Below are 15,391 nucleotides of genomic sequence, written 5' to 3'. Positions count from 1 at the left end.
GGGCAGGGCTGTGACCCGAGGATGGAAACATATGCTTACAAACGGTGGGATTCTATCGCTTGGAAGTAATTCGGCATACCCCATGTGAAAAATTTTTGATGCCATGTGGGCGTGTGTAGGTGGTTGGCCTATCCGACGCGATGTTCGAACGCGGCAATGCACGCTGAGTCGCTGACGGCGATGATCAGGGGATCGAGCAACTAACCTGATGCTCAACGACGGACGTTGGTTTTTGGCGTCTAAAGCCTTGTCAGTGCGCGTAGCTTGGGCTGAATGAAATGAAGCCCAACAATCACCGATCCAGCGCCAAACGCTGATGCGCAACCGCAGACCACTCATCGGCGGCGGCACTTCCTCCTTTGCCCTAAATCTTGCGGACGAGGTAGGCAATCTGCCTGCCGCGGATCTCGACTTGTGATGTGCGCTGATGCGGCGCGTCGAGCCCTACGGGCTGAGGTTGTTCAGGCAGGCCGGGCCGTGCTGGGTGAAAGCGCGGTGAACCTGCACGGCCGAGGCGCCGGCGTCGAGGGCTGCGCGGGCGTCGTGGGCGTTGCGGATGCCGCCGACGGCGACGAGGGCGGGGCCGGTGGGGAGGTGGCGGGCGAGGGCGGCGAGGCGGGTGAGTTGGTCGGTGCGGTTGGCGGGCGGGTCGGCGAGGACGAGGGTGAGGCTGTCGATGCCGGCGTGGGCGGCGGCGTCGGCGATGGCGGGTAGGGGGGTGTGGTGCTCGCCGAGCGGCAGTTTGAGGGCCAGGGCGACGCGTCGGGGCAGGCGGTCGCGCTCGCGGGCCAGGACGCGCAGGGTGATGGCCAGCATGGTGTGGTGTTCGGGCGCCAGCAGCGGGCGGTGGGCGCGGGCGCTGAGGTTGAAGCTGAGGTAGTCGGCCGCCTGCCAGGCGCCATGCAGGCCGTCGAGCCATTGCCCCGGCACGGCGGTGGCGGGCGCGCCGGGGGACAGGCCGATGCCGATACCGATGGCGCTGCTGCCGGGGTTGCGTGATGGCAGGGCGGAGAGGCGGGCGACCAGCGGGGCGAGCGGGTTGGGGGCTTGCGGGTGGGCGGCGACGGTGCCGAACTCGACGCTGCCGAAGCCCAGTTGTAGCAATTCGCCGGCTCGGCTGCCGTCGGTGTCGATGCCGCCGGCGAGGCCGGGGCGGTCGTGCCAGGGCAGGCGGAGGCGGGTCATTGGATGCCTCTGCCGTCGCTGTGCGTGTGGCTTGCCGCTGGCGTGGGTGTGTGGGCGCGACCGGCGGCGCTTCCTCGCAACGCGGGTGCGAGCGCATGTCGGAACGACCGGGGCGGGCTCATCCGTACCGCCGGGCAAAATCGCTCATGAACTCCGCCAGCGCATTGGCGCCGGCTTCAGGCATGGCGTTGTAGAGGCTGGCGCGCAGGCCGCCGATGCGGGGGTGGCCGCGCAGGTGATGCAGGCCGTGGGCCTCGGCCTCGGCGATGAAGCGTTCGGTGAGGGCGGTGTCGGCGAGGTGGAAGCGGATATTGGTGACCGAGCGGTGGGCGGGCACCACCGGGGCGGTGTAGACGCCGCCGCTGCCGTCGATGACACGGTAGATCCGCTCGGCCTTGCGCCGGTTGGCGGCGGCCAGGGTGGTGAGGCCGCCGTTGTCGGCGATCCAGTCGAAGACCATGGCGGCCACGTGGATGGCGGTGGTGGGCGGGGTGTTGTAGGTGCTGTCCTGCTGGGCCTGGATGCGGTAGCTGAATGCGGTGGGGACGTGTGGGGCGACGCGGCCGAGCAGCTCGTCGCGCACCACGAGCACGGTGAGGCCGGCCACACCGAGGTTTTTCTGGGCGCTGGCGTAGATCAGGCCGAAGCGGGTGATGTCGAGCGGCGTGGCGAGGAAGCAGGAGGTGGCGTCGGCCACCAGCGGCACGGCGCCGGTGTGCGGCAGCTCGGGGTAGGCCAGGCCGTCGACAGTTTCGTTGGGGGTGATGTGGCAGTAGGCGCAGCCCGGAGGCAGATGCCAGCGGCCGGCGGTCGGCGCGGCCAGCGGGGTGGCGCCGGTGTAGCGCGCGGCAATGACCACCTTGGTGTAGCGCCGGGCTTCGTCGATGGCGCGCTGCGACCAGTAGCCGGAGTCGGCGTAGGCGGCGCAGCGGGCGGTGCCGAGCAGGTTCATGGGCAGCAGCGAGAACTGGTGCATGGCGCCGCCGGCGAGGAACAGCATGCGGTAGCCGGGCGGCAGGCCGAGCAGCGCGGCGAGGCGTTCGCGGGCATGGGCCAGCGTGGCGCGGAAGGCGTCGCCGGTGAAGGGGCGCTCCAGCGTGGCGGCGCCGTCTACGCCGCGGACGAACAACGCGTCGCGGGCGCGTTCGAGCACGGCGTCGGGCAGGCGGGCGGGGCCGGCGGCAAAGCTGTAAGCCGTCACAGCAGACCGCCGTGGCTGCCGGTGGCCATGAAGAACAGCAGCGGGATCGACAGCATGGTGTTGGTGCGCGACGACAGGTGCGTGATGCGCGAGCAGCGCAGGCGCTCGTCGATGCCGGCGGGCACCAGGCCGAGCACCTTTTTCTGGTGCGGCCACAGCACCAGCCAGACGTTGAGCATCATCAGCGTGCCGATGTACATGCCCATGCCGATCGGCGCCAGGCCGCCTTGCAGGGCGAGCGCGCCGGGGAGCCAGCCCTGGCGCCACAGCATCAGCAGGCCGGCACACCAGGTAACCACCGAGGCCCAGCGGAAGAAGCCGTGCTCGCGGTTGAGCAGCGCCTGGAAGCGCGGGCTGCGGTCGTCGCTCAGCTCGTCGGCGCGCAGCGGCTGCCAGCTGGGGCGCTGCACCACGCTGGAGTAGTTGTGGCCGACCCAGATGATGCCGGCGATGAAGTGCGCCCAGCGCAGGGTGAGGTCGAGCAGCATGTCCATGGCGCGCCTCAGCCGGCCAGCAGGCGCACCAGTGCCGCCAGCACCACGGTGAGCGCGATGCCGAGGGCGATGGTGCCGCGCGCGGTGTCGTAGGGGTGGCGCATCTCAGTCCTCCAGAAAGGCGGTGGTGACGGTGCCGGCGGCGCGCTTGAACAGCGGCTTGCGAAAGCGCAGCGGGCGGGCGGCGGTGTCGACGGCCTCGCGCACCCGGGCGTGATGCGGCGAGCGGCCACAGGCCGGGTCGGTGTTGCCGGCGTCGCCGGTGAGCAGGAAGGCCTGGCAGCGGCAGCCGCCGAAGTCCTTTTCCTTTTCGTCGCACGACACACAGGGCTCGGGCAGCCAGTCGAGCCCGCGATATTTGCGGAACAGCGGCGACTCGTGCCACAGCCAGGCCAGCGGCTTGTCGCGCACCGATTCGAATTCGAGGCCGGGGATCACGCGCGCTTCCTGGCAGGGCATGGCCACGCCGTCGGGGGCGATGGTCAGGTGGATGGCGCCCCAGCCGTTCATGCAGGCCTTGGGGCGGCCTTCGTAGTAGTCGGGGATGACGAAGTAGATCGTCATTTTCTTGCCCAGTTTGTTGCGCCAGCGCTGCACCACCTGTTCGGCTTCGCGCACCTGTTCGAGGGTGGGCATGAGTTCGTCGCGGTTCATCAGCGCCCAGTTGTAGTACTGGATGTTGGCGAACTCGATGTACTCGATGCCCAGCTCGGCGGCCCAGGCGATCATCGCGTCGGTCATGCCGATGTTCTGGCGGAAGACCGGCATGTTGAGCACCATCGGAAAGCCGTGCGCCTTGATGCGGCGGGCGGCGTCGAGCTTGCGCTCGTGGGCGGTGGCGCCGACCAGCGCATCGGTGACCGCGGCCTCGGTGGCCTGCAGCGACAGCTGGATCTGCTTGAGCCCGGCGGCCTTGAGCGCCACCAGGCGCTCTTCGGTGAGGCCGATGCCGGAGGTGATCAGGTTGGTGTAGAAGCCCAACGCGTTGGCGTAGGCCACCAGTTCTTCGAGGTCCGGCCGCTGCAGCGGCTCGCCGCCGGTAAAGCCCAGCTGCAGGGCGCCCAGCTCGCGCGATTCGCGCAGCACGCGCTTCCATTCGTCGGTGGTCAGCTCGCGGGCGGCGTAGTCGTCGAAATCCAGCGGGTTGTTGCACCAGCTGCACTTGAGCGGGCAGCGGTAGGTGAGTTCGAGGGACAGCCACAGGGGCTTGCCCTGGCCGTCGAGCGTGAGGCCGTTGCTGTCTTTTGGCATGGTTGTGCTCCTTGTGGCAGGTGGTCTCAGAACTTGTGAATAAATCTACTGCGCGTGCCGATTGCTGCGTTGCTCACTCGCTCACTCCTCGCCTATCCAATCGATATGTCTCGTCGTTCGCGAACTCGCGCCTTGCACTCGGCCCTGCTCGCTACGATTTCTTCACAAGTTCTCCGGCGTGCAGCCAGCCCTTGTCGGTGGCCACGTCGAGAAAGGCGCGCACGCCCTGGTCGATGTCGTCGGCGGGGCCGGGGAAGGCGTCCTGAAGCTCGGCGATCAGCTCGGCCACGGTGTGTTGGCCGTCGCAGCGCTTGAGGATCTCGCCGGCGGAGGGGTTGAGTTTGATCAGCCCTTCCGGGTAGAGCAGGATGTAGGCGTCCTGGCTGGCTTCCCAGCGGAACATGAAGTGGGGCGACAGCTGCGGGCGGCGGTCGGTGGCGGTCGATGCAAGTGTCATGATGGCGGGCCTCGGGCGGAGAGGGGGCGAAGGCGGCAGGCCGCCACCGCCCCGGACCGGCTTAGCGGACGTAGACGTAAGCCGTGACTTCGAATCCCAGACGGATTTCGCAATAGGCGGGGGTTTCCCAGGTCATGTGTGTCTCCTCAATGGCGGCGCGGCCCCATGCCGTGCCTGGGGCTCATAGTGAGAGCCGCCTGCGCGCCGGGCATCCGCCTTTTGCCGCATTCGCCTACTGAAAATCATGATTGACGGGCAAGGCGGCGGACTCGGGGGTGAATCCGCCAGTGGCCTGGGCGGTAGCCGTCGAAAACCGGAAACCTGCTTTCCGGTCCGGTCTTTTCGGCGGGGTGTGCGTGCGTCGGGAGGTGCTTGATATACATCAAGTTTTTCGACTTTCGGCACGGTGGCATGCTTCTTGTGATGGTGTCATCCGACGTTCCGCCGAGCGCCCGCCGGCGGGGGATAACAAGACCCACCAGGGAGACACCCCGATGACCGACACCTTCTACGAGGTACTGCGCCGGCAGGGCATCACGCGCCGCAGTTTCCTCAAGTTCTGTTCGCTGACCGCCACCTCGCTGGGCCTGGGTTCGGCCTTCGCGCCAAAGATTGCGCATGCGCTGGAGACCAAGCCGCGCACGCCGGTGATCTGGCTGCACGGGCTGGAGTGCACCTGTTGTTCGGAATCCTTCATCCGCTCGGCGCATCCGCTGACCAAGGATGTGGTGCTGTCGATGCTCTCGCTCGACTACGACGACACGCTGATGGCGGCGGCCGGGCATCAGGCCGAGGCGATCCTCGACGAGGTGCGGGCCAAGTACAAGGGCAACTACATCCTGGCGGTGGAGGGCAACCCGCCGCTCAACGAGGACGGCATGTTCTGCATCCAGAGCGGCCGGCCCTTCATCGAAAAACTCAAGGAGACCGCCGCCGACTGCAAGGCGATCATCTCCTGGGGCTCGTGTGCCTCGTGGGGCTGCGTGCAGGCGGCCAAGCCGAACCCGACGCGCGCCACGCCGGTGCACAAGGTGATCTTCGACAAGCCGATCATCAAGGTGCCGGGTTGCCCGCCGATCGCCGAGGTGATGACGGCGGTGGTGACCTACATGCTGACCTTCGACCGCCTGCCCGAGCTGGATCGCCAGGGGCGGCCGAAGATGTTCTACGGCCAGCGGATCCACGACAAATGCTATCGCCGCCCGCACTTCGACGCCGGGCAGTTCGTCGAGCAATGGGACGACGACCAGGCGCGCATGGGCTACTGCCTCTACAAAATGGGCTGCAAGGGCCCGACCACCTACAACGCCTGTTCGACGGTGCGCTGGAACGAGGGCGTGTCCTTCCCCATCCAGTCGGGCCATGGCTGCATCGGCTGCTCGGAAGACGGCTTCTGGGACAAGGGCTCGTTCTACGACCGGGTCACCGACATCCAGCAGTTCGGCGTCGAAGCCAATGCCGACAAAGTGGGCGGCACCGCCGCCGGGGTGGTGGGCGCCTCGATTGCCGCCCATGCCGCGGTCACCGCGCTGGCCCGCGCCCGCCAGAAAACGGGCATCGATACGCCGAAGGGAGAGGACTGATCATGGGTGTGTACGAAACGCAGGGCTTCAAGCTCGACAACACCGGCAAGCGGGTGGTGGTCGATCCGGTAACGCGCATCGAAGGGCACATGCGGGTCGAGGTGAACCTCGACGACAACAACGTGATCCGCAACGCGGTGTCCACCGGCACCATGTGGCGCGGGCTGGAGGTGATCCTCAAGGGGCGCGACCCGCGCGATGCCTGGGCCTTTACCGAGCGCATCTGCGGGGTGTGCACCGGCACCCATGCGCTCACCTCCTGCCGCGCGGTGGAGGATGCGCTGGGCATCGAGATCCCCGACAACGCCAATTCGATCCGCAACATCATGCAGCTCACGCTGCAGGTGCACGACCACCTGGTGCACTTCTACCACCTGCATGCGCTCGACTGGGTGGACGTGGTGAGCGCGCTGTCGGCCGACCCCAAGGCCACCTCGGCACTGGCGCAGAGCATCTCGAACTGGCCGAACAGCTCGCCGGGCTATTTCCGCGATATCCAGAACCGGCTGAAGAAGTTTGTCGAATCGGGTCAGCTCGGCCCGTTCATGAACGGCTACTGGGGCAACCCGGCCTACAAGCTGCCGCCCGAAGCCAACTTGATGGCGGTCACGCACTACCTGGAAGCGCTCGATTTCCAGAAGGAAATCGTCAAGATCCACACCATCTTCGGCGGCAAGAACCCGCACCCCAACTGGCTGGTCGGCGGCATGCCCTGTGCCATCAACATGGACGGCACCGGCGCGGTCGGCGCCATCAACATGGAGCGGCTGAACCTGGTGCAGAGCATCATCGACCGCACCATCGAGTTCGTGGACCAGGTGTACCTGCCCGACCTGCAGGCCATCGCCAGCTTCTACAAGGACTGGACCTTCGGCGGCGGGCTCTCCAGCCTGTCGGTGCTGTCTTACGGCGACATCCCCGATCGTGCCAACGACTATTCGGGCAGCAACCTGCTGCTGCCGCGCGGCGCGATCATCAATGGCGATCTCACCAAAATCCACGAGGTCGACCTGCGCGACCCGGAGGAGATCCAGGAGTTCGTCAATCACTCCTGGTACAAGTACGCCGACGAGACCAAGGGGCTGCACCCCTGGGACGGCGTCACCGAGCCCAACTTCACCCTCGGCCCCAAGACGCAGGGCACCAAGACGAACATCAAGTCGCTGGACGAGGAGGGCAAGTACTCCTGGATCAAGTCGCCGCGCTGGCGCGGCCACGCCATGGAGGTCGGCCCGCTGTCGCGCTACATCGTCGGCTATGTGCAGGGCAATCCGGAGTTCAAGGAGCCGACCGACAAGCTGCTGACCGACCTCGGCCTGCCGCTCGAAGCGCTGTTCTCCACGCTCGGGCGCACCGCCGCGCGCGGGCTGGAGGCCTCGTGGGCCGCGCACAAGATGCGCTACTTCTTCGACAAGCTCATCGCCAACATCAAGGCCGGCGACACCGCCACCGCCAACATCGACAAGTGGGATCCGTCGCGTTGGCCGAAAGAGGCCAAGGGCGTGGGCTTCACCGAGGCGCCGCGCGGCGCGCTGGGCCACTGGATCAAGATCCGCGACGGCAAGATCGACAACTACCAGGCCGTGGTGCCCACCACCTGGAACGGCAGTCCGCGCGACGGCCAAGGGCAGATCGGCGCCTTCGAGGCCGCGCTGATGAACACGCCGGTGGCGGTGGCCGACCAGCCGCTGGAGATCCTGCGCACCCTGCATTCCTTCGACCCCTGCCTGGCCTGCTCGACGCATGTGATGAGTCCGGACGGGCAGGAAATGGCTCTTGTCAAAGTGCGTTGATTGGTGATTCGTGATTGGTCATTGGCAAGAGCCAGGCAAGGCCGTGCCGGTCGGTACGGCCCACCAATCACCCCATCACCAATTACCAATCACCTTCTCCGAAGGAGAAACAACATGCTCGCAGAACAAGATGCCTTCGAGGCCGAACGCAGTGCCCGCATGGTCAAGGCGGTCTATGTGTACGAGGCGCCGCTGCGCCTGTGGCATTGGATCAACGCCCTGGCCATCACGGTGCTGGCCATCACCGGCTACTTCATCGGCCAGCCGCTGCCTTCGGTGCCGGGCGAGGCCAGTGCGCAGTTCCTCATGGGCTACATCCGCTTCGCCCATTTCGCCGCCGCCTACATCTTCGCCATCGGCTTCATCGGCCGCATCTACTGGGCGATTGTCGGCAATCATCATGCGCGGCAGATCTTCATCCTGCCGGTGTGGAGCGCGCGCTGGTGGAGCGAGGTGTTCTACGAACTGCGCTGGTATCTCTTTCTGGTGAAAGAGCCGAAGAAATACGTCGGCCACAACCCGCTGGCGCAGCTGATGATGTTCCTGTTCTTCACCATCGGCGCGGTGTACATGATCTGCACCGGCTTCGCGCTGTATGGCGAGGGGCTCGGCGAGGGCAGCTGGGCGTCGCAGATGTTCGGCTGGGTGATCTCGGCGGTGGGCGGCAACAGCCTGCAGGTGCACGCCTGGCATCGCCTGGGCATGTGGGTGACGGTCAGCTTCGTGCTGGTGCATGTGTATGCGGCGATTCGCGAAGACATCATGAGCCGCCAGAGCCTGATCTCGACCATGATCAGCGGCTGGCGCATGTTCAAGGACTGACTCGCATGCCGAGGCTTTTGCCGATGGCGCCTCGGGCGCCGGTGCGCACCCCTGTGCATCCGGGGCGCTTTCTCGAATCGCGCTTCCTGCGCCCGGCGCGCATCTCGCAGGATGCGCTGGCCCGGGCGCTGGGCATCTCGCGCCGGCGGGTGAACGAGCTGGTGCGCGGCCGCCGCGCTTTCACGCCCGATACCGCCGTGCGCCTCGGCCGTTTCTTCCACACCGATCCGCAGATGTGGATGGTCATGCAGTCGGTGTGGGATGTGCATCAACTCTGGCGGCGTGCCGGCAGAGACGCCCAGGCGCTGACGCCGGAGGCCGGCCCGCCTACATCGAAAACCCGGCCAGGGCCTCGCGCATGGTCGCGATGAAAGCCCGGGTGCGTGCCGGCAGCAGGCGCGCATGCGGGTAGATGACGCTGATCGGGCGGGGTGGCAGCTCAAAGTCGGCCAGCACGATCTCCAGCGCGCCGCGCGCCACGTCCGGCGCGCTCTGGTAGGACAGGAAGCTGCCAAAGCCCAGGCCGTCGCGGCAGGCGGCCAGACCCAGTGCGACGAGGTTGACACTGAGCCGCCCGTCGATGGGCACGTTCAGCCGGCGCCCGCCTTCCATGAAACACCAGTGCGGCCCGTGGTTGCCGGTGAAGCGGACGCATTCGGCCTGGCGCAGCTCGCGCGGGTGCGTGGGGCGGCCGTGGCGGGCCAGGTAGTCGGGGCTGGCCACCACCACCTGGCGCACCATGCCCAGCGTCTGCGCCACCAGCGCCGAATCGTCGAGGGCGCCGATGCGGATCGCCGCATCGAAGCCTTCTTCGACCAGGCTCACCACTCGGTCGAGCAGGATCAACTCCACCTTGACCCCGGCATGCCGGGCAAGGAATCGGTTCACCGCCGGTGCCACGTACATCTGGCCGAACAGCACCGGCGCGGTGATGCGCAGCAGCCCCGTGGGTTCGCTGACATCGGCACGCACGGCGGCTTCGGCGTCCTGCACCGCGCTCAGTAGCTGGCGGCAGTCGGCGAGGTAGCGCCGGCCCTCCTCGGTGAGCGCGATGCGGCGCGTGCTGCGGTTGAACAGGCGCACGCCCAGATGGGTTTCGAGCGCACCGAGACCACGCACCACCGAGGGGAGCGAGGTGTCGAGCGCCTGGGCCGCCGCGGTGAGGCTGCCGCCGTCGGCGATGGCGACGAAGATTCGCATGTGCTTGAGCAGGTCCATGCGGCATGATTGCTCCAGTAACTGAAGTAATCAAGTTCTGTTTTGCCTATTTATTCCGGTGTTCAAGCCGCCCACAATGGCCGGCACCTGACCCACCGGAGTCTTCCGTCATGACCGCTTCGCCCGCCATCCGCCTCCACGGTTTTCCGCTGTCCGGCCATAGCCACCGGGTCAGCCTGTTTCTGGCCTTGTTGCAGCTGCCGCATGAATTCATCCAGGTCGACCTGGCCGGCGGGGCGCACAAACGGCCCGAGTTCCTGGCCATGAACGCCTTCGGCCAGGTGCCGGTGCTGCAGGACGGCGACCTCACGCTGCCCGATTCGAACGCCATCCTGGTCTATCTGGCCATGCAGTACGGCCAGGGCCGTTGGCTGCCGAGCGACCCGGTCGGTGCCGCGCGGGTGCAGCGCTGGCTGTCGGTGGCGGCCGGGCCGTTGGCCGCCGGGCCGGCCCGGGCGCGTATCCATGTGGTGTTCGGCAAGAACGCGCCGGATCCGACCCTGGTCGCGCACAGCCACGCCCTGCTGACAGTGGTGGAGGCATCCTTGGCCGATACGGATTATCTGGTCGGTGCGGCGCCGAGCCTGGCCGATGTTGCCTGCTACAGCTATATCGCCCACGCCCCCGAGGGCGGGGTCAGCCTCGAAGCGTATCCACGGGTGCGGGCCTGGTTGGCGCGGATCGAAGGCCTGCCGAATTTCGTCGGCATGCCCGCGACGCCGGTGGCCTGAGCACGATCATGTCTGCCTTTCATGCCGGCGAGACGGCCATCCAGCAGCGCGCCGGGTTCGGGGAGCAGGTCACGTCGGTGGGCCAGCGCTTCATCCGCGATGCCATGCCGGCACAGCACCAGCAGTTCTTCGCGCAACTGCCGTTCGCCTTGCTCGGGGTGCTCGATGCGCAGGGCTACCCGCGTGCCGGCGTGCTGGCCGGCGCCCCGGGTTTTCTGTCGGCGCCGGATGAGCACCGCCTCGACATGCTGTCCGGCGCGGTGGTGGGGGAGGGCGTGGCCGAGGGTTTGCGGCCGGGCGCGCCCTTCGGCCTGCTCGGCATCGAAGCCCATACCCGCCGTCGCAACCGGCTCAATGGTTGGGTGACGCCGCTCGACGACGGCCGCTTGCGCTTTGAGGTGGCGCAGAGCTTCGGCAACTGTCCCAAGTACATTCACCCGCGCCGTGCCGAGTGGGCGCCCTTGGCCGACGCCGCGCCGCAGGTGGTGCATGGCTGGGATGCTGCTGCTCGCCGGATCGTGGCCGAGGCCGACACCTTCTTCATCGCCAGCGCGCATCCGGACGCAGCCCATGCCAGTGCACCGACCCACGGCGTGGATGTCTCGCACCGGGGCGGCGAGCCCGGCTTTGTGCGCATCGACGGGGCGACGCTGCGCGTGCCCGACTATCCGGGCAACCGCTTCTTCAACACCCTGGGCAACCTCGCGCTCAACCCACGCGCCGGTTTGCTGTTCATCGACTTTGCCGCGCGCGAGCTGCTGCAACTGAGGGGGCGTGTGCGTCTCGAGTGGTTGCCGCCGCAGGACGAGGCCCCGACCCGGCCCGGCCGTGTGCTGCATGTCGCGATCGAGGAGGCCGTGCGCACGCACGGCGCGCTCCCGCTCAAGTGGCTGGCGCCATGAGCCGCCAAAAAGCACAGGGGCGCCGCAGCGCCCCTGGTGAGTCGAGGTGTGTTCAGGCTCAGAAGCGATAGCCGATACCGACGCCGAACAGCCACGGGTCGATGTCGATCGAGCTGACCTTGCCGCCGCCGGCCAGCTTCACGTCGGTGCCCATCTTCACTTTCTTCAGGTCGACGTTGAAGAACCACTGCTTCGACAGTTGCACATCCATGCCCACCTGCAGCGCCAGACCGAAGCTGTCCTTGTCGACTTCCAGATCGCCCACGCCGGGCACGTTGAGGTCGATGCTGGAGAAGCGGGTGTAGTTGATGCCGGCGCCGACATAGGGGCGGAATTTCGCGTCGGGCATGAAGTGGTACTGCAGCAGCAGCGTCGGCGGCAGCTCGCGGACCGTGCCGATCTTGGTGCCGGCCACCGACACGTTGTGCTCCTGCGGATAGGTCAGCACCAGCTCGGCCGCGATGTTCTTGGTGAAGAAGTAGCTGATGTCCAGTTCCGGAATCGCCTTGCTGCTGACATGGATCTCGTCCGCGGCCACGCCGAGGGCGGGAATGGCATCCGACTTGTTGGCGGTGTCGATGTTGACCACCCGGGCGCGGATCATCCAGTTGCCCTCGGGTTGCTCGGCCATCAGCGGCGCGCAGGCCGTCATCGCTACCAGTGCCGCAATCATCTTGGTTTGCATCACATCCCCTTTTAACAACATCAAAGAATGGCCGGGATAGTAACCATGGCAATAAAGTGGTTATTGATCCGGATCAATTTTCGCCAGTCCCGTTTTCCGCCGGGAAAACACGACCGTGGTCCTGCGGCGAGTGCGTGCGCGTCGGGCTCGCTACCCGCGGACAAGGCGGCCGGGTGAGGCGCTGCGTCTGCAGCTTTTGCGCCGGTTATCTTCTTGTCGTTTTGGTAGCGAGGTTTCCTGTCGTTCGCCCGGTTTTGCGAGGCGGCGGCGCTGTGTCGGACGGCAAGTCCCTGTTTTGTCGTGCTTTACGAACATCGCGACGCACTGGCACGAAGCCTGCGATGTAACGCTTGGTGTGACACCCGGTGAGGCAACATGACTGCCAGCAACGATTCGATCCTGATCCTCGGCATCGGCAACCTGCTGTGGGCCGACGAGGGCTTCGGCGTGCGCTGCGTCGAGGCGCTGAACGCCGCCTGGGCGCTGCCCGACAAGGTGACGGCGATGGATGGCGGCACGCAGGGGCTGTATCTGCTGCCCTATGTGACGGCTGCCCGCCATCTGCTGGTGTTCGACGCGGTGGACTACGGACTGCCGCCGGGCACCATAAAACGGGTCGAAGGCGATGCGGTGCCGCAGTTCCTCGGCGCCAAGAAGATGAGCCTGCACCAGACCGGTTTCCAGGAAGTGCTGGCCTCCGCGCGCATGCTCGATCGCTTCCCCGAATCACTGTTGCTGATCGGCGTGCAGCCGGTCGAGTTGGAGGACTTCGGCGGCAGCCTGCGCCCGGCCGTCGCCGCCCGCGTGCCCGAGGCGGTCGCCATCGCCCTGGACTGGCTGCGCGCGCGCGGCGTGCGTCCGGTGCCGCGCGCACCTGGCACGGGGCCGGCCGACGACTCGGCCTTGGCACGCGCCGCCTACGAGCAGGGGCGCCCGCCCGAGCATTTGGCCTGCCGCATCGGCGATGTGCGCTTCTTTCCGGAGGGCGACTAGAGTGGTACGGCCCCCACGCTCGCTGTGCTCGCTGCCCCCCGAGGGGGCGGTGCGCGCCCTTCGGGCGGCCGGGCGGGCGCGCGGGCGCCCCCCACGCTCGCTGTGCTCGCGGAGGGTCGGCTTTACACAGCCGACCCGTTCGGCACGCGCGAAGCAGTGCTTCGCGAAACCCCTGCCTCACCCCCCCAAGGGGGCTACCCTGCGCCTTGGGTCGGCCAGGCGGTACTGACATGTGCATCGGCGAACCCATGCAGGTGATCGAGGCGGGGGCGATGCATGCGCGCTGCCGCGACCGCCACGGCCGTGAGCACGACATCGATCTGCTGCTCACCGGCGCGCAGCCGGCGGGCAGCTGGTTGCTGACCTTTCTCGGTGCGGCGCGCGAAGTCATCGACGCCCGGCGCGCCGAGGCGGTGCGCCTGGCGCTCGACGCGCTGGACGCCATCGCCCGTGGCGAGCCCGCCGATCTGGACGCGGCCTTTGCCGATCTGCTCGACCAGCCGCCCCAATTGCCCGACTTTCTCAGAGGACACCGCTCATGACGACACCGCTCGCCCCCGACCTGGACCGGTTGGCCGAACTGCTGGACCGGCTCGACACGCAGCACCACCTGCCCACCCTCACCGAGGATGGGGTCGACCGCTTCGCGGCCGAAGCCGGCGAGTCGATGGTGCTGCTGATCGACGACCCCAAGCGCGTGCCCGAGGTGTGGGACGTGGCGGTGGTGGTGCCCGAAGTGCTGGCGACCCTGCGCACGCCGCCGGTGACGGCGGTGGCCGATCTGGCGGCCAGCCGTCTGCTGGCGGCACGCTACGACATCCGCCGTCTGCCGGCGCTGGTGTTTCGCCGCGGCGGCGAGTATGTGGGCACGCTCGAAGGCATGCTCGACTGGGACAGCTTCGGCCCGGCCATCGAGCGCACCATGAAAGCCCCGGTGCAGCGCGCGCCGGGCATCGGCATCCCGGTGCGCAGTGCCGCGTCGGGCGCCTGTGGAGGGCCGGCGTCATGAAGGATTTTCCGATTCCCGTGCTCAGCGTCGGGCCGGGCAGCCAGATCGACGACGAGGCGGTCGACTTCATCGGCTCGCCGGGCGAGATGAACGCCTTTGCCCCGCCGCGCATGACGCTCGAGGTCGATGCCGCCAGCCATGCCGAGGCGCTGGCCTTTCTCGACGCCTTGCGCGACCGCATGGCGGCGACCCGCTTCGGTGCGCCGCTGTCGCTGGACTTGGCCGCGCTGCCGGCGCCGGTGCGGGCGGTGGTCAATGAGGCGCTGGGGCAGGGCGAAGTCAGTGCCACGGTGGCCGGCGCCACGCCGCTGCGTATCCAGGAAACCGTGTTCGCCGGGTTGTGGCGGGTGCTGGGCGAGGGCGGCGTCGACCGCATCGAAGCCGGCCCCATGCCCGCCGCCGTCACCGCGGCCTGCGATGCCGCCGGGCAGCGCAGCCTGCCGGTGACGCCACCGCCGGCCGGCGCCATGAATGCGCCCGCGGTGCTGCGCGAGTTGCTCGATGCCGCCGCCCGTCGCCGCGCGGGCGATGCGGCCCACATCGTCAATCTCACCTTGCTGCCGATGACGCCCGAGGATCTGGCCTATCTCGCCGCCAGCCTCGGCGTCGGGCCGGTGGTGATCCTCTCGCGCGGCTACGGCAACTGTCGCATCACCCGCACCGCCCTGCGCGACACCTGGTGGGTGCAGTACTTCAACAGCAGCGACAACCTGATCCTCAACACGCTGGAGGTGACCGACCTGCCGGACGTGGCCCCGGCCGCGCCGGAGGATTACGCCGAAAGCATCGTGCGCCTGGGCGAGTGGATCGACGCCCTGCGCGACGACTGAGCCGCCACCGGCGGGCGGGAGGAAAGCATGTTTGAAGGCAGCTATCTGGGCGACAATGCACGCATTGCCGACGATGCACTGCTCGAATGCGGTATCTGCTGGCAGGTCTATGATCCGGTAGAGGGCGACCCGGTGTGGCAGATTCCGCCGGGTACGCCGTTCGGCACATTGCCGCCCCACTGGCGCTGCCCCAACTGCGACGCGCCGCGGGAAAAATTCATGGTGATCGAGGAGTGA

General features: G+C 67.6%; 19 protein-coding genes. 11 read left to right on the top strand and 8 right to left on the bottom strand.

Going from position 1 to position 15,391, the window contains the following annotated elements:
• Positions 1-444: 444 nt before the first annotated feature.
• The 6 genes from I8J34_RS01330 to pqqA form a co-directional block, all read right to left on the bottom strand.
• On the bottom strand, positions 445-1,185 hold the full coding sequence (locus I8J34_RS01330) for a dihydroorotate dehydrogenase (protein WP_214359548.1): 741 nt from the start codon (positions 1,183-1,185) through the stop codon (positions 445-447).
• A 118-nt stretch (positions 1,186-1,303) separates the two neighbouring features.
• The gene (serC, locus tag I8J34_RS01325) at positions 1,304-2,386 is read right to left on the bottom strand and encodes a 3-phosphoserine/phosphohydroxythreonine transaminase (RefSeq protein WP_214359547.1); all 1,083 of its coding nucleotides are present in this window, start codon (positions 2,384-2,386) and stop codon (positions 1,304-1,306) included.
• On the bottom strand, positions 2,383-2,880 hold the full coding sequence (locus I8J34_RS01320; RefSeq protein WP_214359546.1) for a urate hydroxylase PuuD: 498 nt from the start codon (positions 2,878-2,880) through the stop codon (positions 2,383-2,385). The genes serC and I8J34_RS01320 overlap by 4 nt, the downstream gene beginning before the upstream one ends.
• Before the next feature lie 105 nt (positions 2,881-2,985).
• A complete protein-coding gene (pqqE, locus tag I8J34_RS01315) occupies positions 2,986-4,131 on the bottom strand; it encodes a pyrroloquinoline quinone biosynthesis protein PqqE (protein WP_214359545.1) in 1,146 nt (381 codons plus the stop codon).
• A gap of 151 nt (positions 4,132-4,282) precedes the next feature.
• A complete protein-coding gene (gene pqqD / locus I8J34_RS01310) occupies positions 4,283-4,588 on the bottom strand; it encodes a pyrroloquinoline quinone biosynthesis peptide chaperone PqqD (protein ID WP_214359544.1) in 306 nt (101 codons plus the stop codon).
• 61 nt (positions 4,589-4,649) lie between these two features.
• Positions 4,650-4,724: a pyrroloquinoline quinone precursor peptide PqqA gene (gene pqqA, locus I8J34_RS25070; RefSeq protein ID WP_081455968.1), complete on the bottom strand. Its 75-nt coding sequence runs from the start codon at positions 4,722-4,724 to the stop codon at positions 4,650-4,652.
• Between the two features lie 358 nt (positions 4,725-5,082).
• Between pqqA and I8J34_RS01300 the strand changes: the two genes are divergently transcribed.
• The 4 genes from I8J34_RS01300 (at position 5,083) to I8J34_RS01285 (ending at position 9,157) form a co-directional block, all read left to right on the top strand.
• Entirely contained in the window at positions 5,083-6,171 is a 1,089-nt protein-coding gene (locus I8J34_RS01300) for a hydrogenase small subunit (RefSeq protein WP_214359543.1), read from the top strand.
• A 2-nt stretch (positions 6,172-6,173) separates the two neighbouring features.
• Complete coding sequence (locus tag I8J34_RS01295) at positions 6,174-7,964, top strand: nickel-dependent hydrogenase large subunit (protein WP_214359542.1); 1,791 nt, start codon at positions 6,174-6,176, stop codon at positions 7,962-7,964.
• Between the two features lie 114 nt (positions 7,965-8,078).
• Positions 8,079-8,786 (top strand): Ni/Fe-hydrogenase, b-type cytochrome subunit, encoded by a 708-nt coding sequence (gene cybH, locus I8J34_RS01290; protein ID WP_214359541.1) that lies wholly within the window; start codon positions 8,079-8,081, stop codon positions 8,784-8,786.
• 5 nt (positions 8,787-8,791) lie between these two features.
• On the top strand, positions 8,792-9,157 hold the full coding sequence (locus I8J34_RS01285; protein ID WP_214359540.1) for a HigA family addiction module antitoxin: 366 nt from the start codon (positions 8,792-8,794) through the stop codon (positions 9,155-9,157).
• Here I8J34_RS01285 and I8J34_RS01280 read toward each other — a convergent pair.
• On the bottom strand, positions 9,114-10,004 hold the full coding sequence (locus I8J34_RS01280; RefSeq protein WP_214359539.1) for a LysR family transcriptional regulator: 891 nt from the start codon (positions 10,002-10,004) through the stop codon (positions 9,114-9,116). The genes I8J34_RS01285 and I8J34_RS01280 overlap by 44 nt on opposite strands.
• 110 nt (positions 10,005-10,114) lie before the next feature.
• Between I8J34_RS01280 and I8J34_RS01275 the strand changes: the two genes are divergently transcribed.
• Both I8J34_RS01275 and I8J34_RS01270 read left to right on the top strand, forming a co-directional pair.
• A complete protein-coding gene (locus I8J34_RS01275; RefSeq protein WP_214359538.1) occupies positions 10,115-10,735 on the top strand; it encodes a glutathione S-transferase family protein in 621 nt (206 codons plus the stop codon).
• 8 nt (positions 10,736-10,743) lie between these two features.
• The gene (locus tag I8J34_RS01270; RefSeq protein ID WP_214359537.1) at positions 10,744-11,637 is read left to right on the top strand and encodes a pyridoxamine 5'-phosphate oxidase family protein; all 894 of its coding nucleotides are present in this window, start codon (positions 10,744-10,746) and stop codon (positions 11,635-11,637) included.
• A 58-nt stretch (positions 11,638-11,695) separates the two neighbouring features.
• Here the strand turns inward: I8J34_RS01270 and I8J34_RS01265 are convergent, their stop codons facing one another.
• Positions 11,696-12,322: an OmpW/AlkL family protein gene (locus I8J34_RS01265; RefSeq protein WP_214359536.1), complete on the bottom strand. Its 627-nt coding sequence runs from the start codon at positions 12,320-12,322 to the stop codon at positions 11,696-11,698.
• Between the two features lie 375 nt (positions 12,323-12,697).
• On the opposite strand from I8J34_RS01265, the gene I8J34_RS01260 reads away from it, so the two are divergent.
• From I8J34_RS01260 to I8J34_RS01240, 5 genes are all read left to right on the top strand, one after another.
• A complete protein-coding gene (locus I8J34_RS01260; RefSeq protein ID WP_214359535.1) occupies positions 12,698-13,315 on the top strand; it encodes a HyaD/HybD family hydrogenase maturation endopeptidase in 618 nt (205 codons plus the stop codon).
• A gap of 230 nt (positions 13,316-13,545) precedes the next feature.
• The gene (gene hypC / locus I8J34_RS01255) at positions 13,546-13,857 is read left to right on the top strand and encodes a HypC/HybG/HupF family hydrogenase formation chaperone (RefSeq protein ID WP_214359534.1); all 312 of its coding nucleotides are present in this window, start codon (positions 13,546-13,548) and stop codon (positions 13,855-13,857) included.
• Positions 13,854-14,324 carry a thioredoxin domain-containing protein gene (locus tag I8J34_RS01250; protein ID WP_214359533.1) on the top strand — a complete coding sequence of 157 codons (471 nt, stop codon included), beginning with the start codon at positions 13,854-13,856 and terminating at the stop codon, positions 14,322-14,324. The genes hypC and I8J34_RS01250 overlap by 4 nt, the downstream gene beginning before the upstream one ends.
• Positions 14,321-15,154, top strand: a complete 834-nt coding sequence (locus tag I8J34_RS01245; protein ID WP_214359532.1) for a hydrogenase expression/formation protein — start codon at positions 14,321-14,323, stop codon at positions 15,152-15,154. The genes I8J34_RS01250 and I8J34_RS01245 overlap by 4 nt, the downstream gene beginning before the upstream one ends.
• Before the next feature lie 27 nt (positions 15,155-15,181).
• Positions 15,182-15,391: a rubredoxin gene (locus I8J34_RS01240; protein WP_214359531.1), complete on the top strand. Its 210-nt coding sequence runs from the start codon at positions 15,182-15,184 to the stop codon at positions 15,389-15,391.

Source organism: Denitromonas iodatirespirans, from assembly GCF_018524365.1.
In the GTDB taxonomy this organism is placed as follows: Bacteria; Pseudomonadota; Gammaproteobacteria; order Burkholderiales; family Rhodocyclaceae; genus Nitrogeniibacter; species Nitrogeniibacter iodatirespirans.
Note: the sequence above shows the minus strand (reverse complement) of the source record. Positions and strands in the feature narration are given on the sequence as shown.